The organism is Acidobacteriota bacterium (assembly GCA_028875725.1).
GTDB lineage: Bacteria > Acidobacteriota > Thermoanaerobaculia > Multivoradales > Multivoraceae > Multivorans.
This window is the reverse complement of the sequence record JAPPCR010000015.1, coordinates 524,517-550,797: the sequence shown is the minus strand read 5'-3', so window position 1 is coordinate 550,797 and position 26,281 is coordinate 524,517. Positions and strand designations below refer to the sequence as shown.

Below are 26,281 nucleotides of genomic sequence, written 5' to 3'. Positions count from 1 at the left end.
AGAGTTGTCGGCCAGTGTAGCCCGCGCTCAGCCGCCGGCAGCTTCCGCCGTCTCGGCCGGCGCGCTGAACAACCGCTCGACATGGGCTTCGGGCAGTGGCTGCGTCAGCTTCGACACGATGTACGTCCCGGCGATGGACACGACCTCGCCGACCACCGCGCAGGAGTACGGGTTGATCTGGTAGTGCGCTAGCCACTGCGCAACGCCGGACAGAGGGCCGAGCGAGCCGGGATCGACGATCATCCAGGGCAGACCGCTACGCAGCAGAACGAAGGTCAGCATGCCGCTCACGAGGCCCGTGTAGGCGCCGGCCAGGGTAACGCCGCGCCACAGGCCGCCGACGACCAGGGGACCGGCGAAGGCCGCCATCATGCCGCCGGTGCCTACCCAGACGAGCAGCGCGATGTTCATGTCCTGCATCGCCCAGGCCATCCAGGTGCAGAGGATCAGGACGACCACCGTGCTCCAGCGGCTGATCACGAGCACCTTGCGGTCGACTTCCTTGTCGCTCAGGTGGGGTGAGTACTTGGGAACGATCGACCGGCGGTAGATGTCGTTGGCGACGATCTGGGACGACGACACGACGAGCCCGTCCGCGGTCGACATGATCGCGGCCAGGATGCCGACGCCGATCAGGGCGGCGAGCCAGGTCGGGAACAGTTCGATGAACAGCGCCGGCAGCGCCTCGTTCGCGTTGCGGCCGGCCTCGAGTAACTCGGTACCCAGGACGCCGCGGGCCAGGATGCCGCCGAGCCCGAGCATGCCCATCGTCAGCCCGACGGCGAAGGCAAGCTTGACGAAGCGCATCCGGTCGCCGTCGTTCCTGAGCGCCCACACCTTGTTGCCGATGTGCGGGAGCATGCCGAGCGGGATGTGGGCGAAGAGGACGCAGGCGATGGCCCACCAGGAGTCGTAAAGCGAGTTCGACTTGTTGAGCGGCCCGACGAGGTTCGGGTCCTGCACGCGCAGGTTGTCGACCAATGCGCCGAGCCCGCCGTCCATCCCGGATGCGAACAGGAACATGATGATGACGACGATCGCGACGCCGAGCATCATCATTCCCTGGATGCCGTCGGTGAGGATGTCGGCGTGAGCGCCGCCGAGAACGACGTACACCAGCAGAACACCGGAGGTGATGATCAGGGCCGTCAACGGTTCGAGGCCGAGCATGATCTCGAACATGACCAGCCCCGACACGAGCTGTCCGGCGATGTAGAAGAACAGCACAAGCGAGAAGATCGAGACCAGCAGGCGGACGCCGTCGCTCCGGTAGCGATCGCCGAGGTACTCCGGGATCGAGCGGTTGCCGAACTTGTGGCCCGAATTCGCGACCAGCCTGATCGTAATCAGGACCCCGAAGTAGACCCCCATCGGATAGAGGAACTTGCCCCAGACGCTGGCCATACCGAAGTCGTAGCCGAGGCCGGGGCTGCCGAGGAAGGTGGCCCCGCTGGCGGTGGTGGCAGCGAACGCCAGGGCAAGGAAGTAAGGGCCGTAGCTGCTCCGTGCGGTGGCGAAGTCGTCCGCGTTGCTGATCCGCCGGCTGGCGATCCAGCCGAACGTCAGCATGCCGACGATGTAGAGGACGAGGAACATCCACGACCAGGCAAACAGACTCATATCCCTTTCCTCCTCAACTCCTCAGTCGTCCCGTGTGTGGCCTACCGGGTGCGCCGGCGCCCCCGCCGGCATCCGGTCGCTCGCGACCGGAGATTCTCCGCAAGGCCAGGGCGCACGTCAGTCGACGATCGCTTCGTACGCGAGTCGCTTGCTGGTGAAGCGGGCCCTCGCCGAGGCGCCGAAGTCGCGGCTCTGGATCATGCCGACCACGACCAGGTCCTGCACCGGGTTGATGCCGAACCAGGTGCCACCGATTCCGTACCACCAGTACTCGCCCTTGGCGCGCTCGTGGTCGGTCGCCGGGTTCGGATCGGTGACGATCGAGAAGTCGAGGCCGAAGCGGTTGCCCCGGTAGATCGGCCCCATGTCGGTGACGCTCGCCGGCAGGTGGTCGGTGTGCATCAGCTTCACCGTCTCCGGCTTCAGGATGCGGATGCCGCCGAGTTCGCCGCCGTTGGCAAGCATCTGGGCGAAACGCATGTAGTCCGCGGCGGTGGAGACGAGGCCGCCGCCGCCCGAGAGGAGATTGGGCTTCTGGAGGTACTGACCGAACTCGACCTTCGCCAGCTTGCCCTCGTTCGTCGCGTACATGTGCGAGAACCGGTCCGCCTTGCCGGGCTCGACCCAGAAGGCGGTGTTCGTCATCCCGAGCGGGCCGAACAGGCGCTCGTTCAGGACCTCATCGAGAGGCTTGTCGGCCAGGACCTCAAGCACGTAGCCCTGGACGTCGACCGCGACGCTGTAGTGCCACAGCGATCCCGGCTGCTGGCGGAGGGGGATCTTCGCCAGCTTGTCGATCATGTCCTTGAGCGTCTGGTTGAAGTCGAGGACGTTCGCATTCACGTAGAGCGTGTCCACCTGGGACTGGGAGAACAGCCCGTAGGTCAGGCCCGCCGTGTGGCTCATCAGCTCCCGCATCGTCATCGGATGGTCGGCGTCCTCGGTGATCGGCATGCCGTCCGGTCCGTCCTCCTTCGCCACCTTGAGGTCGGCGAACTCGGGGATGAACTTCGACACCGGGTCGTCCAGGGTGAATCGGCCCTCGTCGTAGTAGGTCATCAGCGCGACCCCGATGATCGGCTTGGTCATCGAGTAGATGCGGAAGATCGTGTCCTTCTCGACCGGGAGCCCGTTCTCGATGTCGCGCTTGCCGTAGGCGTCGAAGTGGACGACCTTCCCCTTGCGCGAGACCATCGTGACGACGCCGGCGAGCTGGCCGCCGTCGACCATGCCGTGCATCGCTTCGTTGAGCTTCTCGAGGCCGGCCGGGTCCATGCCGACGTCGGCCGGCTTGGCGTGCTGGAGTTTGGGCTCGGCGGCGAACGCCGGCGCGAGAACGAAGACCGCCAGCAGCAGGGCAGCGGCGGCGGTGGCGAGCGGGGCGTACTGCCCCCGAGGACGCAATCGGATCACGCGTGGTTCCTCCTTGCGGGGTTGAGCGGAGCGTCGGCGAGAGTACTACGGTTTGCCGAGGCGCAAGCCCGGAATGAGGCAGGGGGTGGAGGCCTTGTACTCCGGGTACGACGGATACCTGGCGGCCGAGATGGACTCCGCGAGCGGTATCGACCCCACGACGAGGCCGATCAGTCCCAGGCAGCCGAAACCGGTCCAGTGGAGCCACTCGCCCGACGCCGCGACGGCGAACAGGTAGAAAGCGCACCACATGCCCATCTCGCACAGGTAGTTCGGATGGCGGCAGATTCGGAAGAGGCCGCGATTCATGAACGGTTGAGCGACTTCCTCGCCGGCCGCGACCCGGCGTTTCTTGTCCTGCTGGAAGGCCCACATCTGCTCGTCGGCGACGGTCTCGCCGATCAGCAGGAGAAGGAACAGCCCGGCGGCCACGAAGTCGAGTCCGCCCAGCGGCGTGTCCCCCGCCTCCCAGGCCGCGTGGATCGGCGACGTGAACCACCAGATCAGCAGCATCTGGCCGGGCGCGATGAACGTCGCGTTCATCACCTGGATGGCGACGGGGCCGAAGCGCTCCCTGACGGTGGCCCAGCGGTAGTCCTCGCCGCCCTTCCAGTAGCCCCCCTTGCGGGCGAAGTTGAAGGTGAGGCGTAGTCCCCAGAGCAGCACGAGGAGGGTCATCACGTTGACTCGCGAGAACTCGAAGTCCGTGGAGAAGGCCACGATCAGGCAGTAGACGGGCGGGCAGATCGACCAGAGGCGGTCCACCCAGGAGTACTCGCGGGTGATGACCGAGCTGAGCCAGCACAGGATCGCCAGGATCACGTACAGGTCGAGCGCAGCGCCCATCGGCGTGCCGACGAGCGGGTGGGGAATGAAGTTGACGTCCGGCATGGGGATCGCTCTCCCGGCCTCAGTCGCCGGACCCGGAACCGGTCGAGGCGCCCGACGCGCTCTGCTCGATCGCCTCCCGCTCCAGCAGCCGCGCGCCCCGCATGATGTTGCCGAAGGCGTAGTTCCCTTCGTGGCAGGCGTATTCGTAGAGCTTGTGCGAGGTCGCGGGCCACGGGTACTCGCCGCTCCAGGCCGTTTCGTAGGCGGGATCGTCGACCGTGAACTTGTAGCTCAGGTTCCCGGCGTCGATGCGGCTGAACTGCTCCGTTACCCGCATGTCGCGCGAACCCCGCGTGACCGAGCCGGGAATCTCCCGGAAGTTCGTCGTCTCGACGACCAGGGTGTCGCCCTCCCACCAGCCGATCGAGTCGCCGCTCCACTTGCGGATCGTGTCGGGCAGATGTTCGGAGTCGAGCCGGATGATCCGCACATCGTGCATCCACTCGATCAGGATCATCACGTGGGTGTCCGTCTGCACGATCGTCTTCAGGTTGTTGTACATCCCCGGCATGGACGGCGGCCCGGAAGCGCCGCGCGTGAGGATGCAGCGTTCGGCGAGGGGCCGTAGTTCGTGATCGTCGTAGGGGCCGACCGGAAGGTCGAGCCACCAGGCCGTGCCCGTGTTCTCGTGGCGGAAGGGAGCCAGCCGATTGCTCCTTTCCTGTCCATGCTCGCTGAGCGACGGATAGCGGCCGTCCGGCGGGTCCGTGATGATCGACGTGCGGTACTTGCCGTCGAGCGTGAAGGCGCCCGTGCCGATGTCGACGAAGAAGGCGTTGTAGCCGCCGACCTTGCCCGCCGCGCCGGTGAACTCGGGCGCGTAGATGCCGGTGCCGCCCTTCGGCGGAGCCTCGCGGTTCGGATCGCTCGGTGCGTGGTCCTTGTCGAAGTTCGTCGACCAGTGCTCGGCGAGCGCTTTGGCTTCCTCCGGCGTCAGCTCGAGCCGGTCGCCGAACTGCTCAGGCCGCTGGGCCGGCGTCAGGGTGGCGATGTCGTAGGTGCCCGAGAGGTCGGGGCGGCCGTCATGGCGTCGCGGAATCTCCTGGGCGTCCGCGGCGGAAGCCGCGAACATCATCAGGGCCGCCGCCACGGCAATCACGACGAGGGCACCTACCGAGATGACCGCGGTACCCCAGACCCTCCAGAACGAAGACCTCCGTCGCCTGATCTGCATCTCGACCTCCCGTCTGATCGGCTGTTCGTGACGATGAGTCTAGCGTCCGCCACGGGGAAGCTGCGAAACCGCGCGATCTGTGACATCCTCCCCTCGCCTCGCGGCGAGGCACGCGAGATCAGGACACGACAAGCGGACTGGGAACCATGGCGGAACCGAACTCTCGACTGACGTGGGCGCGCTGGATCGTACTCGGCCTGATCGGCGCCGGCCTGCCGATAGCCGCCTGCCGGCGATCCCTGTCCGGACCGGTCGACGTGCCCGTGCTGGCGGATGTCGTGACGATTGCCTTTTACGTTCTCGCCATGGTCTGCCTGGGGGTTTCGCTGGCCGCGTCGCTGCCCCGGTCGGGGTAGCTGATTCCCATCCCCCCGGGGTTTCTGACATCCTCGTTCTGCCGCCATGGCAGACAAGCGAACTTCGGCCCCATCCCTGGTGCTCTGGGGCTGCAGCACGTCGCGTACGCTGCGCGCGCACTGGGTGCTGGCTGAGCTGGGGCTCGACTACGAGCACCGGCCGATCGGGCCGCGGACCGGCGAGACGCAGACGGAGGAGTTCACGAGGCTCAATCCGCGCCAGAAGATCCCGCTGCTCCAGGACGGAGCGCTGACCCTCGCCGAGAGCGCGGCGATCGTGAACTACGTGGCCGTGACCTACGGCGAACCGGTCGGCCTGATGCCGGCGGCGGGAACGGAGGAACGGGCGCGGTACGACCAGTGGGCGTTCTTCGTGATGATGGAACTCGACGCCCACACGCTCTACGTGATCCGCAAGCACCGCGACCTCGCCTACCTCTACGGCGAGGCGCCGGCGGCGATAGAAGCCGCGAGCGAGGGTTTCGCCAAGCAGTCGGCGGTGGCGGAACTCGAGTTCGCCGATGGGCGGCAGTACCTGCTCGGCGACCAGTTCACGGGCGTCGACATCCTGCTCGGCAGTTGCCTTGACTGGGCGGTTGCCTACCAGGAGCCGATCGGCCCCCGGCTTGCCGCCTACCGGGACAGGTTGAACGCCCGTCCGGCCTATGTGCGCGCCGCGCAGGCGAACTTCTTCACCAGGCCGGAGTTGTTGCCGCCGTCGCTTCAGGGCGACGCGGCGTTCGCCGGGTCGTCCTGAGCGGTCGAGAGGTGAGAGGATAGAGGGGGCGCATCCCATGTCCCCGCTTGCCATCAAGATCATCGCCGGCCTGGCGATCTTCGGGATCGCCATCGTCGGCGGCATGATCCCCATCCTCGTCGCGAAGCAGCAGGCCAGCCGGCGGTACCTCTCCCTGGGCAACGCGCTGGCTGGGGGGATCTTCCTCGGTGTCGGGTTCGTCCACCTGCTGCCCGAAGCCGATGAAGCGCTCCGGAACCTCGTGGACTATCCCCTGGCGCCACTGCTCGCGGCGCTGGGAGTCGGTCTGCTGCTGTTGATCGACCGGGTCGTCCTCGAAGGCCGCAACTCGATGCTGGGCCAGGAAGGGGAGCGGACCAGGCCGCCCTTCTACGCCTTCGTCCTGCTCATCGTCCTGTCCGTGCACTCGATCATCGCCGGGATGGCTCTAGGACTTCAGCCGGAAGCCGCGGCCGCGCTGGTCGTGATGCTGGGCATCCTGTTCCACAAGGGATCGGCCGCGTTCGCCCTGATCGTGACCGCTCACTCCGCGGGCAACCGGAAGCTGTGGCAGACGCTGTGGCTCTTCTCCGTCATGACGCCGATCGGGATCGTGCTCGGCACGGTGGCGGGACACGTGTTCGAGGGCAGAACAGCCCTGATCTTTGAAGGCGGCTTCAACGCGATCGCCGCCGGCACGTTCATCTACGTGGCGGTGATGGACGTGCTCGATACGGAGATGTCCAGGGAGCGGGACCGGATCGCCCAGTACGTTCGGAGCTCCCTGATGGGTGAAGACGACGTTCCGATGCCCGAGCAGGACCGCGACCGGTGGCTCAAGATCGCACTCGTGGTGATCGGAATCGGGATGATGGCGGTGATGGGCCTCTGGCATCAGCATTCCCACCTCGGCCATTCGCACGATGACGGCCACGATCATGGGCAAGAGCTGCATGAGGCTCACGACCATGATGCCCATGACGAGGCCGGTCACGACGACCATGATCACGAGGACGCGGGCGCCGGGGATCACGACGAGCCCGGCCACGACGAGGACGAGGCCGGCCACGAAGATCATGACGACCATGATCACGAGGACCACGCGTCGGCGGTCGGGCCGCCCGGGAGACGGGGGCTACTGCCGGAAGCAGGTGCGCTGGCCGTCTAGCACGCCAGTGTCGGAGTCGAGTTCGCTGGTGGCCTCGGCGCCGTTCTCGCGCAGAAGGAACGCGACGAGGTCGGCCGAGGCCGCCGGCCCGATCGTCCCCTCCCGACCTTGCGGCATCGTCTCGCGGATCGACCGGTAGAGGCCGCTGGCGGCGCGGTTCTGCCAGTAGCTCGTGAAACTGCGGCCTGCGAGCGCCGCGCCCTGGGTGCCGCCCCGCAGCGTCGGTCCGTGGCACTCGGCACACTCTTCCTGGTAGAGAGCGGCGCCGCGTTCGGCCTGCTCGGCCGAGAACGTGGCGCAGGGCGCCGACGCCTCGAGCAGGGGGGCGTCGATCATGACCATGGGCGGCGGTTCGCCGGCCGCCGCCGCGACGGCCGGCTGTTCGATCGGGCCGCGGCCGGCGCTGTCGGACAGCTTGAAGGCGTAGAGCATGTTGGCGCCGGAACGCGCTCTCAGGTTGCCGAGACGGTTGAACAGGCCGCTCAGGAGGTCGCCGCCGCCCGTGGTCATCGCCGACATCATCCCTGCCGGCTCCTCGAATCGCCACAGGGATTCGCCGGTGCGGGCGGAGACCGCGTCCAACCGCCCGACCGTCGTCTTGTTCGGCGCCAACCGCATGTTGAAGGCGATCCCGTACCCCTGCGGCGGGCCTTCGCCGGTACCGGTGATGGTCGGCGACATGCAGACGTCCTGGAGCGGCGCGTAGACGGCTTCGGTCAACGGGCTGTAGGCCGCGGTCGGCCAGTCCTTGCCGCCGCTCGCGGCGGGGCAGACGACGCCGTACTCCTCGTCCCGGGCCTTCGGGATGACCTCCTCGTTGACCGTGACCGTGCCGGTGTGCGGGTCGATGTGGGTGATCACGTTCTGGAAGACGGTCTCCCGCGCCCACAGGAACTCGCCGGTCTCCCGGTCAAGGGTCCAGAAGATGGCGGTCTTGCCGGGGAAGCCGGTCATCACCCGCCGCCGGTCGCCGCGTTCGAGGGTCGGATTGATGGACCAGGCTGCCTCGTCGTCCGGCTCCATCTCCAGGTCGACGAGGATGCGCTCGAAGGGGTGGTCGAGGTCCCAGTTGTCCCGCGGCAGGTGCTGGAAGTACCAGGCGAGTTCGCCGGTGTCGGCACGGAGCGCGAGGGTGCTGTTCGAGTAGAGGAGCGAGCCGGCGCCGCTGCCGCGCAGGACCTCCGGCGACGGCGCGGGCACCGACGTGCCCCAGTAGACGAGGCCGAGGTCAGGGTCGTACGAGCCGACGTGCCAGGCGCCGACGTGGAACCGGCGCTCGAGCGGCAGGCCACCCCAGGTTTCGTCCCCGGGTTCGCCGGGCCGGGGGATCGTGTGGAAGCGCCACAGCTCCCGGCCGTCGACCGCGTCGTGCGCTGTGAGGTAGCAGCCGCCGGCGACGGACATGTTGCAGGAGCGCCCGCTGATCACCTTGCCGTCGGCGATGATCGGGCCGGACGAGTGGGCGATCCTGCTGTCGCCGACCCGGGTCTCCCAGACCAGCTCGCCGGTGTTCGCGTCCAGCCGGATGATGAAGGCGTCCATCGTGGCGACGAAGAGGCCGTCCTGCCAGATCGCGATGTTTCGCGTGATCCGGCCCAGGCCCTGACCGAAGCGCCGCGCGGGGTCCGCGCCTTCGGGATCGAGGTAGTCGTGCTCCCGGCGGTACTCCCAGATCAGGTCGCCGGTGCGCGCGTCGAGGGCGTGGATCACGTCTCCGGTCTGCGGCAGGTAGACGATGCCGCCTCGCACCAGAGGAGTCGCTTCGTTGGGGCCGTCCTCCATCGGCGCGGCCCAGGCGAAATCGAGCTGGCCGACCGTCTCCGTGTTCACCGCGTCGAGCGCGCTGTAGGCCCAGGCCGACAGGTTGCCGCGGAAGCTCAACCAGTCCCCGTCCGGCGTGGCGGCCAGTTCAGCGTCGGTAACCGCTTCGATCAGGGGGCCGGACTGACCGTGCGCGGGCGGCAGGGTCAGAAACACCAGGACCGCGGCGGCCGCCGCGGTCCCCAGTCGCACGTCGCCGGCTACATGGTTCGAGTTCATGCCACGCTCCCTTGTGCTTCCTACCCGAGCCCCAGTTCCTTCATTAGTTCCGCCTCCGTCACCCTCGGACAGTCGTCGGCGAAGTCGTAGCGGTCGGGCCTGGCGTCGTTGTAGATGTGGCGGTCGAGCGTGAAGTCGCCGTCGTCTTCCAGTGCATCGACGCTGACGATCAGCATGCCCTCCGGCTCCTGCGCCAGGCGCCAGAACAAGCTGGATCCGCAGCGCGAGCAGAAACCGCGTTGTGCCCAGGGAGTGCCCTGGTACCAGGTCAGGCCGTCGTCGTTCAGCCATTCGGTGTTGGGTTCGGGGCAATGGACGGACATCAGCGGGCCGCCGGACCAGCGGCGGCACATGCCGCAGTGGCAGATGCTGTAGGTGCGTTCGGGCACGTCGACTTCGAACTCGACCGCGCTGCAGAGGCACTGGCCGCGCATACGGGTACCGATCGCTGTGGACTCATTCATCGACTTCTCCTGCTTGCGGCGGGGCGACCTGGAACGGCACGGAGGCCATCTGCTTGTCCCAGACTAATGCCAGGCGGCCGCCCTCCGGGGTCACGTCGAGGAATTGCCACGAAAGCTGCTCGAAGGACATGGGCAGGGGCTGGAGCGTCATGTCGGTGCGCAGCACGTCCCGGTCCGGCGTGTAGCCGTAGGCGCCGAAGAGCGCCTCCCGCTCCTGGTAGTCGTAGGTCTCCTGCGCCGGCCACGTCGAGATGATCAGGATCCAGCGTTTCGGGCCGAGCTGGATGAACATCGTGTACTCGCCCGGCTCGAGGCGGGTGTCGTCGATGACGAGTGGCAGCTCGGTGATCAGTCGTGTGGTGTAGTTCGCGCCAGCCCGCCACACCGGGGCGCCATCGTTCAGGAACGCGATGAAGTCCGGCGGCCCGAAGATGTCCCGGCCGCGGCGCAACGGCCGGCCGAACTTGACCTCGATCCAGCCGCCGTTGACGTAGCCGGAGCGGGGGTCGAAGTAGCCACCGATCTGGGTTGCCGCGGAGCCTGCCGGGCTCGCCGGCTTCCGCTGGGCGGTCGCGGCGTCGCCGCCCGCAAACAACTCGACGCCCGCGACGAGGAGCGCCACGGACGCCGCGATTCCGAACCGGCTCAGCGCCACCGCGCCGGGGCTACTTGACTGCGTCGAGTGTGATGTCGAACGACTGGCCCGTGGGCGTCTCGATCGAGATGACGAATTTGTCGTCGGCGGGGCGACTGTAGCCGAGCTTGGCCAGAACTGCTGCTCCTTCGCCCGTGTTCTCGAACTTGATCATCCGGTCCTTCGATTCGACGAGCTTCATCACCAGGAAGCCCTCGTAGCGGGGCTTCATGCCGGCGTCCCACTGCTTCAGGCGCAACACCAGGGAGTCGTTCTCCTCCTCGATCGAGATCAACTCGATCATGTTCGTGGCGCCGTCGCCGGTGAAGCCGCGAACGAGCGCGGCCATCGAGCCGTTCTTGGGCTCAGCCCAGTTCTCTTCCAGCGCACCCGGTCCCATCGCACCGCTCCAGGTCCCGGTCATCCAGGCCAGATCGGCCACCGTGGGCCCGTGGTTGTCGGCAGCGACGCCGGTCACGGACAGAAGACTGGCGATCATCAGAACGAAGAGTGTACGGCGCATGGATTGTCCTCCAGGGGAGTTGAGCGGCCGACCATAGCAGCCGCGGATGCGCTCGAATGCAATCAGCAGTAGGTAGATCGCCCCAACGACCAACAGCGGATAGGCCAGCACCATCAGGAAGCCGAAGCTGAAGAACGCGGTCTTCATGGCGATTGCGTCCGGTTCTGTGACGGCGAGGGTGCGCGCTGGAGCGGCTACTCGGAGCCCCCGCCGCCGGTCGACGCGGCGTCGCCTTCGAGCGCCTCCTCTTCAAGGAGCCGGGCGCCGCGGAGGATGCCGCCCAAGGCGTAGTTCCCTTCGTGGCAGGCGTACTCGTAGACCTTGTTCTTGCTGGCGGGCCAGGGGTACTCGCCGCTCCAGGGCTCGGTCCAGGTGTTCGGGTCGTCGACGGTGAAGCCGTACAGCAGGGTGTCCTCGTCAATGCGGCTGAAGCGCTCGGTGATGACCATCTCCTTCGAGCCCTGGGTGAAGCTGTAGTCGTCGCCGAAGTTCTTCGTCGTCACGACCAGGGTGTCGCCTTCCCAGCGGCCCGCCGACTCACCGAGCCAGCTCTCGACGTTGGCGTCGTGCGCGGAATCGATGCGGATGATCCGGGCGTCATGGTTCATCTCGACCAGGATCATCAGGTGCGTGTCCGTCTGCACGATCCGTTTCATGTTGTTGTACATGACGGGCAGCGCCGGCGGTCCCGCGGTGGAGCCGAAGCCCAGCAGGCACCGTTCGGCGTGCGGCCGGAGTTCCGGATCGTCGTACGGGCCGAAGTCCCGGTCGATCCACCAGGCGGTGCCGGTGTTCTCGTGGCGGAAGGCCGCGCCTTCCGCATACCTCTGCTTCGCCGCATCGGTGAGCGCCGGCATCCGGCCGTTCGCGGGCTCCGTGATGATCGAGGTGCGGTACTCGCCGTCGAGCTGGAAGTTGCCCTCGCCGATATCGACGTAGAAGGCGTTGTAGCCGCCGACCTTGCCTGCAGCGCCCGTGAACTCGGGCGCGTAGATGCCGGTGCCGCCCTCCGGCGGCGCCTCGCGATTCGGGTCGCTTGGCGCGTAGTCCTTCTCGAAGTTCCGTCGCCAGTGGTCGGCGATCGCCTGCGCCTGTTCGGGCGTCAGGGTCAGGTTGTCGCCGTACTGCTGGGGGCGCTGCAGCGGCGTCAGGGTGGCGATGTCGTAGGTGCCGGAGAGATCGGGCTTGCCATCGTGCCGGCGCGGGATGTCGTCGGACGCGACGATGGCGCCGGCGGCCGCGAAGGCGAGCAGGGTGGTGAGGATGAGAGTGCGTCGTGCCATGTGCGGCGTCCTCCGGGTTCTGGTTGCGGACTATGTTCCGGATTGTAGCCGGAAACTGGCTGGCCGGTCAGGATGCTTCGGCTTCGACGATCCGGTCGGTCGTCGTGTCGCGCCGGATCTCGAACCAGCGCCGGCAGCCCTGGGCGTGGAACCAGCGCTCGGTGACGATCCCCTCCTCGTTGTCGTGGTGGAAGGCGAAGTCGAGATCGCGCTCGTCCGGGTCGGTCAGATGGTCCGGTACCCGCCGGATCTCGCCGTGGACGAACTCGTGGACCGAGCGGTCACCGCAATAGGGGCAGGGGATGCGCAGGCTCATCGCTAGTGCGTCCCCGCCGACCCGCGGTCGGCCATCGTGCGGTCGCGGGCGAAGCGGTCGAGCCCGAACGGTGCGATGAGCTCCGGAGTCTCGCCGCTGGCGATGAGTTCGGCCATCTGCTCGCCGCCGGCCGGGATCGCCTTGAAACCCCAGGTGCCCCAGCCGGTCGTGATGTAGAAGCCCGGCACGCCCGTGCGGCCCATGATCGGCGAGTAGTCGGGGCTCATGTCGCAGACGCCGGTCCACTGCCGCAGCACCCGCAGGTTCGCCATGAAGGGCAGCAGGTGGAGCGCGCGCCGACAGACGTCCTGGACGAAGTCGTGGCTCGAGCGGTACGAGAAGCTGGGCTGCGGGTCGATCTCGGCGCCCAGGAGCATCTCGCCGCGGGCGGTCTGCGAGGCGTAGAAGAAGAGCTCCGACGAGGCGACGATGGGCCCGAACTGTCGCTGGTAGTGGTTCGTGACGAACGCCTGGAGCCGGTGGGTGCGGATGGGCAGGCGAAGGCCCGCCATGGCCGCGATGCGGCTGACGTGGCCGCCGACCGCCGAGACGACGGCGCCGGCGGCGACGTCGCCCGCCGCGGTCCTGACGCCGGCGACCCGCTCGCCGTCGAGGATCAGACCTTCCACCGGCGTGTTCTGGTGGACGTGGGCGCCGCGCTCCATCGCGCCTTCGGCGAGCGCCCAGACCACCCGGTCGTGACGGGCGGTGGCCCCCTGCGGATGGTAGGAGGCGCCCAGCACCGGCCAGCGGCCGCCACCCGACATGTCAAGCTGCGGGCAGAGTTCCTGGACCTGGGACGACCCGACGAACTCGGTTTCGGCGCCGAACTCGGTGTTCAGCTTCGCCCGCATCCGTTCGGCCCGCACGGCGGCTTCCGAGTGCGCCATCCACAGAATCCCCTTCTGCTGGTGCATGAGCCAGCGGTCCGTCTCCTCTTCCAGGCCCCGGTAGAGGTCGACGCTGCGCTGGTAGAAGCGGACCGCGGCCGGGATGCCGTAGTTGGCGCGGATGATCGTCGTGTTCCGTCCCGAGTTGCCCCCGCCGATGTAGCCGCGCTCGAATACGGCGACGTTCGACATCCCGTGACGGGTCGCCAGGTAGTAGGCGGTGGCCAGCCCGTGTCCGCCGGCGCCGACGATCACCACGTCGTAGCTCTTCTTTGGCTGCCGCCAGGTCAGCTTCATCTGGCGCTCGACGAACTCGTTCATGAAGCGTCCCCCTCGATCTCTGCGAGTGAGCCGGTCAGGCGGCGCTGGAAGGCGGATGCGAAGGGGGCCGGCGTGAGGATGAGGGTCCTCCCGGCCTCGAGCCAGAGCTTGGCCGGGATGCCGGCGACCTCGCCCTGGGCGAGGGCCGGTCTCGCGTCGGGCCGCCGCCACTCGCACTCGCGGTCGAGGAACCGCTCGGCCGTGACTTCGTCGAGCCAGACGTAGCTGAACGCGGTTTCGCGTTCGACGAGCGCGTGCGGGTCGCCGGCGACTTCGAAGTCCGGCGGCGCCGTCACCAGGAGTTCGTCGGGAGCGGTGCGGAAGGCGAGGGCGCCGGCGGTCCAGGGCGGCCGCTCGACCAGTGCGTCGAGGGCCTTCGACGTAGCCGACACGCGGGTTGCTTCCAGCCGGCGCAGCAGCGGGGGCTCGGCTGGGGCTTCGGCGGCGAGGTCGGTTGCCTCCGAACGCGCAACCGGGAACTCACGGATGTTCTCCGGCGTCTCGCTGGCTGTGTCAACCGCGGTTCGAGCCCGTTCTCCGTCCGGGTCGTAGGTCGGGCCGTCGACCCGTCGCGCCGGTCGGCCATCGACCGTGACCTCGCGGGGCAGTTTGCCCTCCGCACTCAGGTAGAGCCAGCCGAGCATCGGCACGCCGCCGTCTGCTGCCGTGCCGGCGTCGGAGGTCACGTAGCCGGCATAGTGGTCGCCGTCATGGATGGCCGCGCCCTCGGCGGAGGGAGTCTCGACGGTCTCCGGTGGCGGCGGATCGTCCGCCCGGAGCGTGACCAGCCGTTTGTCGAGCGGTTGCTTGTTCGTCCGCAGGGTGGCCTGGCGCCCAACGAAGTCACCCTTGTTCAGGTTGACCGCCCACTCGTGGGCCAGTCGGCGCGGAGTCGAGTCGTAGTCCGTGTCCTGGCCGATGACGATGTGACCCTTCTCGAGCCGCAGACGAAGCAGGGTCTCGAGCCCGTGCGGCTGGACCTTGAACCCGGCGCCCATGGCCAGCAGCCGCCGCCACAGCGTGGGGGCGTCAGCGGCCGGGTGGTGGAGTTCGTAGGAGAGCTCGCCCGTGAAGCTCAAGCGAACGACCCGGCAGTCGACGCCGGCGATCCGCACCGCCCGATGCCGGCCGAACGCGGGAAGCTCCCGGGCGCCGGCGCGCGCCAGCAGTCGGGCCGCCTGAGGTCCGGTGACGTTGATCGCCGCCAGCGACGCGGTCTGGTTCAGGATGCGGACATCGCAGCCGAAGGCTTCGGCCCAGTCGCGCAGCCACAGCTCGAAGAAGCCGGACCCCCCGGAGGTCGAGGTGAGGAAAAAGCGGTCGCCGGCGCCCTGGTCCGCCTCCCGGCAGAGCATGCCGTCGTCGAGGAGATCCCCGCTGCTGGGCCCCGCGGTCACTTCGCGGCACAGGATTCCGTCGTCTAGCAGGTAAGCCCGTTCGTCCAGCATGAGGACATAGCGGCAGCGGCCGGAACGGATCGTCGCGACCCTGGTGGGGACGATCCGTTCGAGAAACGCTTCGGCGTCCGGCCCGGAGATCAGCATCTTGCCGAGCGGACTCACATCGCCGAGCGAGACACGCTCGCGCACGGAGCGATACTCGTCGTCTCTCCGGCCGTAGGTCCAGGGCCGCCACCAGCCGCCGGCGCGGTCCATTCTCGCGCCCAGGCTCAGGTGCTCGTCGTGGAGAGGCGAGCGGGCGGTCACGGCGGTATGCGCGCCGGCGGCCAGTTCGCGCACCGTCAGTTGCCGGTTGAGCGGCCGGGCGGTGAACGCGGGCTGCAGCCGGCCGCCGCGCTCCAGCAGGAAGCTGCGCAGGTAGGGCAGGCAGACGCCGCCCTGGCAGGTCCCGGTGCCGGCTAGCGTCGCCCGTTTGAGCAACTCCATCTCGTGGAAGCCGCGCCCCCAGACGCCGTCCAGGTCGGCAACGGTGACGCCGCTGCAGGGGCACACCGTTCCCTCCCGGGGGCAGGGCGGTAGTTCCGGTTCCGCCGCGGCGCTGCCGACGACTCGCACCGGCAGGTCGAAGGCCATCCGGGCCAGGGCGTTGCGCGGATTGCGGCCGAGACCGAGGATCGCCGTGTCGCATTCGATCCGCTCTTCGGTGGCGCCGGTGTCGCCGTGCCGCCGGACGACCACCGCCTCGATTCGGCCGTCGCCCTCGAAGCGGACAAGCTCCCAGCCGCCTTCGCCGACCGGGAAGTGGGCGGCCAGCGAGTCGGCCGGCAGGCCCGCCGACCTCTCGCCCACGGCGACGGCACGGCCCAGGTCGATACCCGCGGCCACGAGCTCCGCTGCCCCACGCGCCGTGACCAGCCCGTCCAGATCGCTGCCGGGAACGACGGGCTGAATCTCCGCGGCGCCAGTGGCGACGACGATCTCCCGCCGCGGATGGACGTGTAGCACGCGCCCCGCTTTGTCCGAGGCCACGACCAGCGGTCCGGGATAGACGCCGGTGACGTGCTGCCCCTCGCGCGCGTCCAGAGTCACGACATGCAGGCCCGCCTCCCCGGCCTCCCGCGCGGCCTCGCGCCCCGAGTCGCCCTGTCCAATGACGACCGTGTCGCAGTGGACATGACGCACCGGCGCCGCGTTCCCGGCCGATGTCGGGTCCTTGGCCAGCAGGGCCGGTTCCTCGTCGCCGAGGTGTTCGCGCGTCACCTCCATGCCGGCCACGGCCTGTACCTGACAACTCCGCGTGTAGGCGACGCCGTCAACCGTCACGAGGCAGTTCGGGCAGTCACCGCCCGCGCAAAGGCACCCGCCGCCGGTCGGATGCAGACCGACGCGAACCAGCGCGACCAGCAGGCTGTCGCCCGCCTGCGCCTCGACCCGCCGCCCGTCCACCAGAAGAGTCGCCATCCAGACGGGGATGGTACGACGGATCCGAATGCAGACAGCGACGCCGTCCAGCCCGTGCGGTTCGGGAAGGGGTCAGCTGCCAGGTGCGTCTGAACGAGCGACCGCCGCCGACATCTCCGTAACCGGCGACGGACCGGAGCGAGTGAAGCCGAGTGCGCGCAGCCCTTTCCATCACCTCCCAAGCGCGCACGTCATCCTGGCAGCTGACCCCTTCCCGAACCGTACGGGCGGCACCGCTCCGACGGCGCTACGATTGCGGCCGGCCATGACTCCCTCCCTCTCCGGTCAGGTGATTCTCGTCACCGGTTCGACCCGCGGCATCGGCCGGGCGACCGCCGAAGCCGCGGCCGCGCTCGGCGCCACGGTTGCGGTTCACGGGCGGGAACTCGCCCAGGTCGAGGCGGTCTGCGGCGAGATGGGTTCGGAGAGCGTCCTGCCGCTGGCGGCCGACTTCGACGACCCGGAGAACGCGGCGTCGCTCGTCGACGACGTGGTCGAGCGCTGCGGCCGGATCGACGGCCTGGTCAACAACGCGGGCGGCGGCCGCCCGGTCGCCTTTCGCGGCCTCGACCTGGAGTCCTGGCGTGCGACCCAGCGCGTCAACCTGGAGGCCGCGTTCGCTGCGTCGCGCGCCGCCTACAAGGTGATGCGCAAGGCGCGGAGTGGCAGCATCGTGAACATGGCGTCACTGGCCGCCCACGGTCCTGGCGGCTGGATGGGTGCGGACTACGCGGCCTCGAAAGCCGGCATGGTCAGTCTCACCCGCAGCCTCGCCCTCGAGGCGGCCCGGTTCGGCGTCCGCTGCAACGCGGTGTCGCCGGGCTTCATCGAAACGGACATGACGACCGAGCTCTCCGAAGACCAGCGGCAGCGACTGCCCGTGCCGCTCGGGCGCCTGGGAACGCCGGCCGAGGTCGCCGCCTGCGTCACCTTCCTGCTGTCGCCTTTGTCGTCGTACATCACCGGCCAGGTGATTCACGTCAACGGCGGGTTGTCGATGTATGGCTGAGCCACGTCGTGTCGCGGTCACCGGTCTCGGCGTCGCCTGCGCCATCGGCACGGACGTCGAGTCGTTCCGGACCAGCCTGTTCGCCGGTCGCGGTGGCATCGCCAGGCTCGAGTCGCTCGACACGTCGGAGATGAAGGTCGGTATCGGCGGCGAGGTCGATCCGGAGTTCGTCCCGGCCGGGCTCAAGCGCCTGCGCCGCCGGCCGGCGGATCGGGCGGTCGACCTGGGGCTGGTGACCGCCGCAGAGGCGCTCGAGGACGCGGGCCTGATCGACGGCGCTCCGCCCTACGAGCCGCAGCCGGTAGCGGTGATCCTGGGAACGGCGGTCGGCGCGGCCGAGAGCAACACGACGCTGCAGCAGCGTTTCGCGGAACGCGGGGTCCGCGGCCTGCGGCCGACCAGCGTGCCGCGCGTCATGGACAACGCGATCTCGGGCGGCATCTCGATCCACTTCCGGCTCACGGGCGCCAACTTCGTCGTCATCTCGGCCTGCACGTCGGCGACCAACGCGATGGGGGCGGCCTACCGGATGGTGAGGCACGGCTACGCCGACACCGTGCTGACCGGCGGCGCCGACGGCTTCTTCGACCCGTTCTACTACGGCGTCTGGAACAACCTGGGCGTGATGTCGAAGAACCCGGATCCGGCCCGGGCGTGCCGGCCGTTCGACGCCGACCGCGACGGCTGCGTCCTCGGCGAGGGCGCGGGCATGCTGGTGTTCGAGTCGTGGGATCGGGCCCGAAGCCGGGGCGCCCGGATCCGGGGCGAGATCGTGGGCTACGGCGAGTCGTCCGATGCCGCTCACATCACCAGCCCGAGTGCCGAGGGCCAGGCGGTGGCGATGCGGGCGGCTCTGGCGTCCGCCGGAATCGAACCGGCTGATCTCGGTGCGGTGAACGCCCACGGCACCGCCACGCTGGCCAACGACGTCTGCGAGAGCGGGTCGATCTGCGCGGTGCTGGGCGGCGCCGCCGAACGCGCGCCGGTTTCCGCGAACAAGTCCTACTTCGGCCACACGCTGGGGGCCTCAGGCGCGATCGAGTCGGTCGCTTCCCTGCTTGGCATCGAACAGGGTCTGCTGCCGCCGAACCTCAACCTCGAGCATCCCGACCCGGAGTGCCGCGTCCGGCTGGTGAGCGGCGATGCGGAATCGCTCGAACGGCCTTTCGTGATGAAGAACAGTTTTGGCTTCGGAGGCAGCAACGGCGTCCTGGTGCTGGGTCCCGGAGAGTAGGGACAGCTCAGATAGCGCCCGCGGGCGTGGGGCGGTTTCTCCTGCGAGCCCCCGCACGATAGGTAGCACCCACAAGACCTATCTCCCAAATGGAATATGTCCGGGCTCAGTGCTCATCGGCTAGCATGTCGAACTCGCAAGTGGGGCCGGTGTTGAGAGGTGTGCGACTGGTGTATGGCTACGAACCCGAGGTCTTGACCAGCGTCGGGTCGAAGGTGGCGTCCGAAACTCGATGAGAGTGCCGTCCGCGTACTCGGATTCGTACCCGCGGGTTCGGTCCTCCGACCCGGAGGGTGTGGACAGCTACATCCGCCACACGACCATCGGCGACCCCGAACTCGACCCGGTCCTCGAGGAGCTCTCCGACCTGCCGCCAGCGGATCTGCACCGTTACATTCGCGCCATCATCGAGTGGGAGGGCGACACCTTGTGCACCGCGCCTCGGGTGCTCCGCGACTTCTTCGACACCCTCGAAGAACCGACCTGGCTGGACTGGGACGGCCTGGAGCCGGGAATTCGCACGTTCTACAAGAACGCGGATCTCATGCTGGGCGCGTTCGTCACCGGAGTGCTGGTCGAAGGCTTCTCGACCTTGATCGCCAAGTCCTTCAGCATCACGGGAAGGGTGAACTACACCACCAGGCGCCTCAAGCAGAACAACCGCCAGTTGCTGGACATCTTCTTCCCGAGAGGCCTGTATCGGAACGGCGAGGGCTGGAAGCTGTCAGTCCGCGTCCGCTTCGTGCACGGGCGGATGAGAAGTCTGCTCGCGAAGTCCCCGGATTGGGACCACGAGGCCTGGGGCACTCCGCTGAGCGCCGCGCACCTGGGCTATGCGATCTCCGTGTTCTCGAAGCGCCTGCTCGACTACTCGACGCTGCTGGGCGCCAAGTTCTCGGAGGAAGAACGCAAGGGCGTCATGGACGTCTGGCGCTACTCCGGCTTCCTCATGGGCATTCCGGAGAGCATCCTGTACGCCTCCGAAGAAGAGGCCACGCGCGTGTACGAGATGGCCTACCTCTGCGAGCCGCCACCGAGCGTCGAGTCGGGACACCTGGCGAACACGCTGATCCAGTCGATACCCACCGTTGCGCAGATCAAGGACACAGCCGAAGAGAAGAAGATCGTGAAACTGGCGTACCGCCTTTCACGAGCGCTTATCGGCAACGAGCTCGCCGACGGCTTCGGGTACCCGAAGCAACGACCCTGGCACGTCGGAACGCTCGCACTGTTTCGGGCCAGACAGCGTCTGCTGCGGCGCTGGTCGGGCGCCGAGACTCTCCGGGCCAACAACATCACCCAGCTCCTCCAGATCTCGGTGTATGACGAGGGGGGCCTCAGCTACAGGATGCCCGACCACGTCAAGGCCGAGGAACAGAATCCCTGGTAGAAGGCGATTCCGTTGGAATCGCCCCTTGGGTAGAGGCGCGCTCCGTAGCGGTCAGGCGACTTCCGGCTGACTCTCGGCTGCGCCGGCGCCCGTCGCGATGCGAAGGCCGGTCTGAAGGTTCACGTGCAGCATCGCCAGTGCCGGAACGACCAGCATGAGTAGCGGCGTGGCGATCAGGATGCCGAAGCCGAGCGCCGCCGCCAGCGGAACCAGATGCACGGTCGCGGCGTCCGTTTCGAAGACGAGCGGAGCGACGCCGACGAATGTGGTCACCGAAGTCAGGAGGATCGATCGGACGCGGGCCTTGGCGCCGGCGATGATCGCCTCCTGCGCCCCCAGGCCGGCGCTTCTCTTCTCGTTGATGAAGGTGATCATCACCAGCGAGTCGTTGACGACGACTCCGGTACAGCCGACCAGGCCCTGCACCGACATGAAGCCGAAGCTGAGGCCCAGAAGCAGATGGCCCGCGACGGCGCCGACCAGGCCCAGAGGAATGGCGGCCATGATGATGAGCGGTTGAGACCAGGACCCGAAGGGGATGGCGATCAGCGCGAAGATGATGATGAACACGACCAGCATCGAGCCCGACAGGGCGCCGATGATCTCTCTCTGCTGCCTCTGCTCGCCCCCGACTCCGTAGCCGAAGCCTGGGTGCTCGGCCGCGAGCGGGGCCAGAATGTCCCGCTCCAGAGCGGGCGTGATCAACTGGCCGGTGACGACATCCGGGTCCACGTTCGCGGTGACGGTCACAACGCGCCGACCGTCGACCTTGTGAATCGCGGTGGAGGACCGTACGAACTCTGCGGAAGCGACGTGCTTCAACGGCACTTCCGATCCGCCGGGCGTGCGCACGACGAACCGCTCGAGGTCCGCGATCGAACTTCGCTCCTGCTCCGGCAGCCGGAGATACACCCGCATGTCCTCGCGGCCGCGCAGCACCCTGAGGGCCTCGGAGCCGAAGAAGGCGGATCGCGTCTGGCGGGCCAGGTCCTCCAGGGTCAAACCCAGCGTCCGTGCCGGCGGCTTGAGTTCCAGTTGAATCTCCCTGAATCCGTCGTCCTGATTCGTGCGGATGTCGAACACGCCGTCGACCTGCTGTAGCTCCTCCACGAACTCCTGAGCGATGGCCTCCAGCTCGACGGGGTCGGGATGCGAGAGCTCCAGGTAGACGGGCGGCGGGAGTTCGAGCGCCCCCGACGAGAAGACGAGGTGCCTGAGCCCCTGCACCGTGCCGGTCTCTTCCCGCCACAACCGCTCGAATTCACTGGCCGGCACGGCGGCGTCTTCCGGAAGCGCGAACTGGACCGCGCCGACGTGGCTGCGCGGAACCGACGCCCGGTCGCCGCGAAGCGGATTGAAGAGCTCCGCGGGTTCGCCGACGGTGATGGCGCTGTTCCAGTCTTCCGCGGCGGCGCTGCCTGGATGCTCGCTCGCCAGCCGCTCCGCCACCCGGCGCCCCGTCTGCTCCACCAGCTCCCCGACCGCCGCGGTCCGGTCCGCCGGCGATCCGGTGGGCAGCTCGAAGTTCGCGGCGATGACGTCGCCCTCCACCTGCGGCAGGAACTCCACCCTGACCAGCCCGGAACCGATGAGGACGGTTACGAGCAGGACCGCGCCCGCGGCTGTCGCCAGCACGATGGGCGGATGATCCGTGGCGAGACGAAGGCCCCGGTCCAGCGGGCCGTCGATCAGCCACTGCAGACCGCGGTCCACGGCGCGTTGAATCCGCAACAACCGGCGGCCGGCCCACGTCGACGCGGTTCGTCCGGGCGGCGGCAGATGCGAAAGATGACGGGGAAGAATCAGAAGCGACTCCACCAGCGAGATCATCAGGATGATGATGACCACCAGCGGCACGCTTCTCATGATCTTGCCGGTGGAGCCCGGGACGGTCAGCAGGGCGCAGAAAGCCGTCACGGTAGTCAGCACGGAGAAGATGACCGGAGTGCTCATTCGCTGCGCGCCCCGAATCGCCGTCGTCAGCCCGTCGCGGTCCCGTCTTCGTTCCGCGAAGATGTTCTCGCCCACCACGATCGCGTCATCCACGACGATCCCCAGCGCGAGCACCAGAGCCATCATCGAGAACATGTTGATGGAGACGCCCAGGATCTGCATGCCCCACAGCGTTCCCACCAGCGCGACGCTCAGCCCCGCGGCCACCCATAGCGCGAGGCGGATTTCCAGGAAGAACGTCAGGGCGAGAAAGACGAGAAGGAGCCCCAGGACGCCGTTCTCGATCAGGACCGACAGACTGCCGGCGACCAGCGTCGAGTCGTCCCGCCATATCTCGACGCCGACGCCGGCTGGAAGAGCGGGGATCACCTCCGTCGCCAGATAGGCCTTGACGGCTTCCGAGATCTCGAACACCTGCTCGTCCGCGGTGCGGGTGACGTCGACGCGAATGGCCCTGTTGCCGTTGAAACGGGTGATCAGGTCGGTGTCCGCGAAGCCGTCGCGCAGGTCGGCGATGTCGCCCAGGCGAAGCGACGTGCCGTCGGGGCGGGACAGGACGATGATGTCCTCGAAGTCGTACTGCTCGTAGTTCTGGCCGATCGTCCGGACCCGGATCTCCTCCCCGCCCGTCGAGATGTTGCCCGCGGAGAGGTCCATCGAGCCCCGCCGCACGGCGCCGGCGATGTCACCCAGAGTGAGGCCCAGGGCCCGGAGCCGGTGCGACGGGACCTCGATCGAGATCTCGTACTCCCGGAAGCCGCTGGTATCCACGTAGGACACTTCGGGAAGGGCCGCGATGCCATCCTCGATGTCGTACGCCAGCTCCTTGAGCGTCCGCTCCGGCACGTCGCCGTGAACCAGGAGGCGAATGACGCTTTGCCGGCTCGTCACCTCGCGCACCTCGGGCCGTTCCGCTCCAGCGGGGAAGCTGGGAATGCGATCCACCCGCGCCTTTGCCTCGTTGAGAGCGCGATCGATGTCGGTGCCGCTCTTGAACTCGGCGGTGACCGTTCCGAGCCCCTCGGAGGCGGAGGCTTCGACCCGCTTGACGCCGTCCAGTGACCCGAGTTCCTCCTCGATCTTGCGGACGATCGCTTCATCGACCTCCTGCGGGGCGGCGCCCGGGTAGGGAACCATGACCTGAACGCGATCCAGCGATGCGTCCGGGAGCATCTCCTGGACGAGTTGTCCCGCCGCCAGCAGCCCGGCGAACAGCAGGAAGACCATGAGGAGGTTGGCGGCAATGGGGTTGCTCGCCATGAAGGCGATCGGACCGCCACGGACTGTCGGGTCGCCGGCCTCGCTCATCGGTCGCTCAGCCCGGAACCTCCGCCGCCTGCGCCTTCTGGAAGGCGGGTCTGGCCATGCAACGGTCGCCGTAGGCCTCGAGCACCGGCGACTCCGGGAGCATCCCGAACATGCGCAGGAAGACGGCGCTGCTGCCCAGCATCACGTCGGCGGCGCTGAACTCGTCGCCCAGGATCCACGGGCCATCCCCAAGGCCCTTCTCCCAGACCTCGATCGTCTTCTCGAAACTGCCCCAGCCCAGCCGGCCAGGATTGAACGCTTCCGCCTGGTGCTCCTCGGGTACGACGGTCCGGAGGCCCGACTCGAACATCGCCGGCTCGATCATCGCGGCGGAGTAGATCAGCCAGTGCACGAAGCGGGCGCGCAGCGGATCGTCGAGCGCCGGCGCCAGCCGGCCGGAGGCGTAGCGATCGGCGACGTACAGGCAGATCGCCGCCGAGTCCCACATCTTCACGTCGCCGTCCTCGAGTGCGGGCACCTTGCCCATCGGGCTCGCGGCCAGGTGTTCCGGAGTCCGCTCCGGCTTCGTGACGTCGACGTGCACGAGCTCGTAGTCGACACCCGCCTCCTCAAGCATCCAGACGGCGCGGCTGGACCGCGTCTGGGGGCACCAGTAGAGCTTCATTCGTAAGCCTCCGAGTCCAGGTGTTCGGTACCGGCCGGCGCCCGGCCGATCTCCCTCATGTTCGTGAAGAAGCCGCGCACGTCGAGTTCGATCACAACAGGCGCGTCGCTCTCGTTGAGCCAGAACCAGCCATGGTTGCCGGAGTAGCCCGCGGTCAGGCCGCCGCGGCCGCCCGTGACGTCGAACTCCTCGGCGTAGCGGACCGGCTCGTCGTCGAGGTCGTTGAACGGGTCGGCGTGGAAGTCCGAGTAGAGCGTTCCGCCGTCGGTTTGCCAGGAGTAGACGATCGTCATCCCCTCGATCATCTGCAGCTTGTACTCCATCTGTTCGTTGGCGCCGATCTCGATCGTGACGGTCTCGGCCCGTAGCTCACGGTTGCCGGTCATCTGGGCCGAGAGGCCCTCCTCGGCCTCGGCCATCGGCTCGGTGCCGGCCGCCTCGTAGAGCCGGTCGAGGCCGAGCAGGCTGCCGATCCGGGTCGGGTCGATGCCGTACTCGGCCGGCAGGATGACGACTACGAAGACGACCGCCGCGGCGGCGAGCGTGATCGCGAGGGTCTTCAGCAGCTTGCCAGGCGCCGGCGTTCCGAGATCGCCGCCCGGTGCGGGAGAGGAATCCGTCATGACATGAAGTACCCCGTCAACTGGTAGGCGACCAGCAGGAAGCCGGCCGTCATCAGCACCGCGTTCGCGGCATAGCCGTGAGACTGGAATCGGCCGCTGGCTCGCCAGAGGTTGAAGCTAAGCAGGATGATGGCGAGGGCGGCGAACTGCCCGAGTTCGACGCCCACGTTGAAGGAGATGATGTTCCCGACCAGGCCGCTTCCCGAGATCTCGACCGGCTGCAGCTTGGTCGCCAGACCGAAACCGTGGAACAGGCCGAACACGAGCACGGCCGCCCGCGTGTCGATCTGGACCCCCAGAGCCCGGAACCCGCCCAGGTTCTCGAACGCCTTGTAGGCCACCGACAGGCCGACGATCGCGTCGATGAGAAACGGATTCGCGTGGATGCCGCCGAGCACCCCGACCAGCAGGGTCACGCTGTGGCCGACCGCGAACAGCGTCACGTAGAGCGCGACGTCGCGGAACCGATAGAGGAAGAAGATGACTCCGGCCAGGAACGCCAGGTGGTCGTACCCGGTGACCATGTGCTTGGCGCCCAGGTACATGTAGGGCCCGACCGCCAGACCCTCGTTGTTGGTCAGGAAGAGCTCGTCCTGGTCGGCGACTCCGTGCGCCCACAGGCCCGACGACAGGAACAGCGCGGCCAGCGTGAGGACCGCCGCTCTTGTGATGGTCCGGCGGCGGCTCACGCGACTACGCCGGCGAGCGGCTACTGCCGCGCCGCTTGACAGGCGACGAACTCCTCGCCGAGGTCCGGCAGCTCCTCTTCCACGAGCGGAAGGGACGCGATGTCCGGTCCGCTCGCGTACCGCGCGTCGCCGAGCTGTGGGCCGAAGTTCGTGAAGGTCTCCATCATCGCGTTCATGGCGCCCCGGTTTGCCAGCATCCTTCCGAGACCGCCCGGGACCTGCGGATCGCTGACCGTTTCCTGGACAACCTTGACTGTTCCTTCTTCGTCGCCGGGGGTCAGGAACCACCTCAGGTACATGCAGAGCACACGCCTGCCCTCGAACTCGGGCGTCAGATCGTCCGCGCCGACTATGTCGTTGATCACGCGGCCGTCGCTCGTGCGTAGCCAGCCCGAACGGACGATCGTCACGCGCCTCGAGATTCCCGAGCCGGAGATGCGGTTGCGCAGGGACTGAAACGGCTGCTCCAGAGATGTCGCGGTTTCCTCTTCACAGATTCCCTGCCACTCGGGACAGGCGTCGGCATCCTCCAGCATCGCGATCGCCGAGGGGATCGACCCCTCTACGACCACGTCGGCCCGGAACAGGCGGAACTCAGTGCCGTCGATCTCGCAGGATTCGATCGTTACCGGGCCCTCGGCTCTCTCGGGCTCACAGTCCTGCGCCGTGCCGGGTTGCGCGGCGAACGCCCCGAGAGCGAAAGCAAGGGCCAGCACCCTGCCCGCCACTGAACGACCGTCCTTCTCGCGCACCGCCGGCA

Annotated in this window: 23 protein-coding genes; 6 read left to right on the top strand and 17 right to left on the bottom strand. The window is 68.0% G+C overall.

What is annotated here, in order from left to right; genetic code table 11:
• Positions 1-27 precede the first annotated feature (27 nt).
• The 4 genes from OXI49_13785 to OXI49_13770 all read right to left on the bottom strand — a co-directional run bounded on the left by OXI49_13785 (position 28) and on the right by OXI49_13770 (position 5,098).
• On the bottom strand, positions 28-1,620 hold the full coding sequence (locus OXI49_13785) for a sodium:solute symporter family protein (GenBank protein ID MDE2691584.1): 1,593 nt from the start codon (positions 1,618-1,620) through the stop codon (positions 28-30).
• 117 nt (positions 1,621-1,737) lie between these two features.
• Positions 1,738-3,033, bottom strand: a complete 1,296-nt coding sequence (locus OXI49_13780; GenBank protein MDE2691583.1) for a serine hydrolase — start codon at positions 3,031-3,033, stop codon at positions 1,738-1,740.
• Positions 3,034-3,078: 45 nt separating this feature from the next.
• Positions 3,079-3,924: a DUF1295 domain-containing protein gene (locus OXI49_13775; protein MDE2691582.1), complete on the bottom strand. Its 846-nt coding sequence runs from the start codon at positions 3,922-3,924 to the stop codon at positions 3,079-3,081.
• A 19-nt stretch (positions 3,925-3,943) separates the two neighbouring features.
• Entirely contained in the window at positions 3,944-5,098 is a 1,155-nt protein-coding gene (locus OXI49_13770; GenBank protein ID MDE2691581.1) for a hypothetical protein, read from the bottom strand.
• Positions 5,099-5,244: 146 nt separating this feature from the next.
• On the opposite strand from OXI49_13770, the gene OXI49_13765 reads away from it, so the two are divergent.
• Genes OXI49_13765 through OXI49_13755 form a run of 3 tightly spaced genes read left to right on the top strand, consistent with a single transcriptional unit; the run spans position 5,245 to position 7,358 of the window.
• On the top strand, positions 5,245-5,454 hold the full coding sequence (locus OXI49_13765; GenBank protein ID MDE2691580.1) for a hypothetical protein: 210 nt from the start codon (positions 5,245-5,247) through the stop codon (positions 5,452-5,454).
• A gap of 46 nt (positions 5,455-5,500) precedes the next feature.
• Complete coding sequence (locus OXI49_13760) at positions 5,501-6,211, top strand: glutathione S-transferase family protein (protein MDE2691579.1); 711 nt, start codon at positions 5,501-5,503, stop codon at positions 6,209-6,211.
• A 37-nt stretch (positions 6,212-6,248) separates the two neighbouring features.
• The gene (locus tag OXI49_13755; GenBank protein MDE2691578.1) at positions 6,249-7,358 is read left to right on the top strand and encodes a ZIP family metal transporter; all 1,110 of its coding nucleotides are present in this window, start codon (positions 6,249-6,251) and stop codon (positions 7,356-7,358) included.
• Here the strand turns inward: OXI49_13755 and OXI49_13750 are convergent.
• From OXI49_13750 to OXI49_13715, 8 genes are all read right to left on the bottom strand, one after another.
• Positions 7,326-9,398: a PQQ-binding-like beta-propeller repeat protein gene (locus OXI49_13750; GenBank protein ID MDE2691577.1), complete on the bottom strand. Its 2,073-nt coding sequence runs from the start codon at positions 9,396-9,398 to the stop codon at positions 7,326-7,328. The two genes, OXI49_13755 and OXI49_13750, sit on opposite strands and share 33 nt — an antisense overlap.
• Positions 9,399-9,418: 20 nt before the next feature.
• Positions 9,419-9,862: a GFA family protein gene (locus OXI49_13745; GenBank protein MDE2691576.1), complete on the bottom strand. Its 444-nt coding sequence runs from the start codon at positions 9,860-9,862 to the stop codon at positions 9,419-9,421.
• Positions 9,855-10,517, bottom strand: a complete 663-nt coding sequence (locus tag OXI49_13740) for a DUF2911 domain-containing protein (GenBank protein ID MDE2691575.1) — start codon at positions 10,515-10,517, stop codon at positions 9,855-9,857. Before OXI49_13740 ends, OXI49_13745 begins: the two co-directional genes overlap by 8 nt.
• A 10-nt stretch (positions 10,518-10,527) precedes the next feature.
• Positions 10,528-11,166: a DUF6265 family protein gene (locus tag OXI49_13735; GenBank protein ID MDE2691574.1), complete on the bottom strand. Its 639-nt coding sequence runs from the start codon at positions 11,164-11,166 to the stop codon at positions 10,528-10,530.
• A gap of 47 nt (positions 11,167-11,213) precedes the next feature.
• On the bottom strand, positions 11,214-12,302 hold the full coding sequence (locus tag OXI49_13730; protein MDE2691573.1) for a hypothetical protein: 1,089 nt from the start codon (positions 12,300-12,302) through the stop codon (positions 11,214-11,216).
• A gap of 67 nt (positions 12,303-12,369) precedes the next feature.
• Positions 12,370-12,618 carry a sarcosine oxidase subunit delta gene (locus tag OXI49_13725; protein ID MDE2691572.1) on the bottom strand — a complete coding sequence of 83 codons (249 nt, stop codon included), beginning with the start codon at positions 12,616-12,618 and terminating at the stop codon, positions 12,370-12,372.
• 2 nt (positions 12,619-12,620) lie between these two features.
• Positions 12,621-13,829: an FAD-dependent oxidoreductase gene (locus tag OXI49_13720; GenBank protein MDE2691571.1), complete on the bottom strand. Its 1,209-nt coding sequence runs from the start codon at positions 13,827-13,829 to the stop codon at positions 12,621-12,623.
• Entirely contained in the window at positions 13,826-16,690 is a 2,865-nt protein-coding gene (locus OXI49_13715) for a 2Fe-2S iron-sulfur cluster-binding protein (GenBank protein ID MDE2691570.1), read from the bottom strand. The genes OXI49_13720 and OXI49_13715 overlap by 4 nt, the downstream gene beginning before the upstream one ends.
• Positions 16,691-16,955: 265 nt before the next feature.
• Here OXI49_13715 and OXI49_13710 point away from each other — a divergent pair, with 265 nt between their 5' ends.
• From OXI49_13710 to OXI49_13700, 3 genes are all read left to right on the top strand, one after another.
• On the top strand, positions 16,956-17,699 hold the full coding sequence (locus OXI49_13710; protein ID MDE2691569.1) for an SDR family NAD(P)-dependent oxidoreductase: 744 nt from the start codon (positions 16,956-16,958) through the stop codon (positions 17,697-17,699).
• Positions 17,692-18,933 (top strand): beta-ketoacyl-[acyl-carrier-protein] synthase family protein, encoded by a 1,242-nt coding sequence (locus OXI49_13705; protein MDE2691568.1) that lies wholly within the window; start codon positions 17,692-17,694, stop codon positions 18,931-18,933. The genes OXI49_13710 and OXI49_13705 overlap by 8 nt, the downstream gene beginning before the upstream one ends.
• A gap of 232 nt (positions 18,934-19,165) precedes the next feature.
• Positions 19,166-20,323, top strand: a complete 1,158-nt coding sequence (locus OXI49_13700; GenBank protein ID MDE2691567.1) for an oxygenase MpaB family protein — start codon at positions 19,166-19,168, stop codon at positions 20,321-20,323.
• Between the two features lie 51 nt (positions 20,324-20,374).
• On the opposite strand, the gene OXI49_13695 is transcribed toward OXI49_13700, so the two are convergent.
• Genes OXI49_13695 through OXI49_13675 form a run of 5 tightly spaced genes read right to left on the bottom strand, consistent with a single transcriptional unit; the run spans position 20,375 to position 26,273 of the window.
• Entirely contained in the window at positions 20,375-23,584 is a 3,210-nt protein-coding gene (locus OXI49_13695; GenBank protein ID MDE2691566.1) for an efflux RND transporter permease subunit, read from the bottom strand.
• 7 nt (positions 23,585-23,591) lie between these two features.
• Positions 23,592-24,209, bottom strand: coding sequence for a glutathione S-transferase family protein (locus tag OXI49_13690; protein MDE2691565.1), 618 nt, complete (start codon positions 24,207-24,209; stop codon positions 23,592-23,594).
• A complete protein-coding gene (locus OXI49_13685) occupies positions 24,206-24,832 on the bottom strand; it encodes a hypothetical protein (GenBank protein MDE2691564.1) in 627 nt (208 codons plus the stop codon). The genes OXI49_13690 and OXI49_13685 overlap by 4 nt, the downstream gene beginning before the upstream one ends.
• Positions 24,829-25,521, bottom strand: a complete 693-nt coding sequence (locus tag OXI49_13680) for a HupE/UreJ family protein (GenBank protein MDE2691563.1) — start codon at positions 25,519-25,521, stop codon at positions 24,829-24,831. The genes OXI49_13685 and OXI49_13680 overlap by 4 nt, the downstream gene beginning before the upstream one ends.
• Before the next feature lie 20 nt (positions 25,522-25,541).
• On the bottom strand, positions 25,542-26,273 hold the full coding sequence (locus OXI49_13675; GenBank protein ID MDE2691562.1) for a hypothetical protein: 732 nt from the start codon (positions 26,271-26,273) through the stop codon (positions 25,542-25,544).
• Positions 26,274-26,281 lie beyond the last annotated feature (8 nt).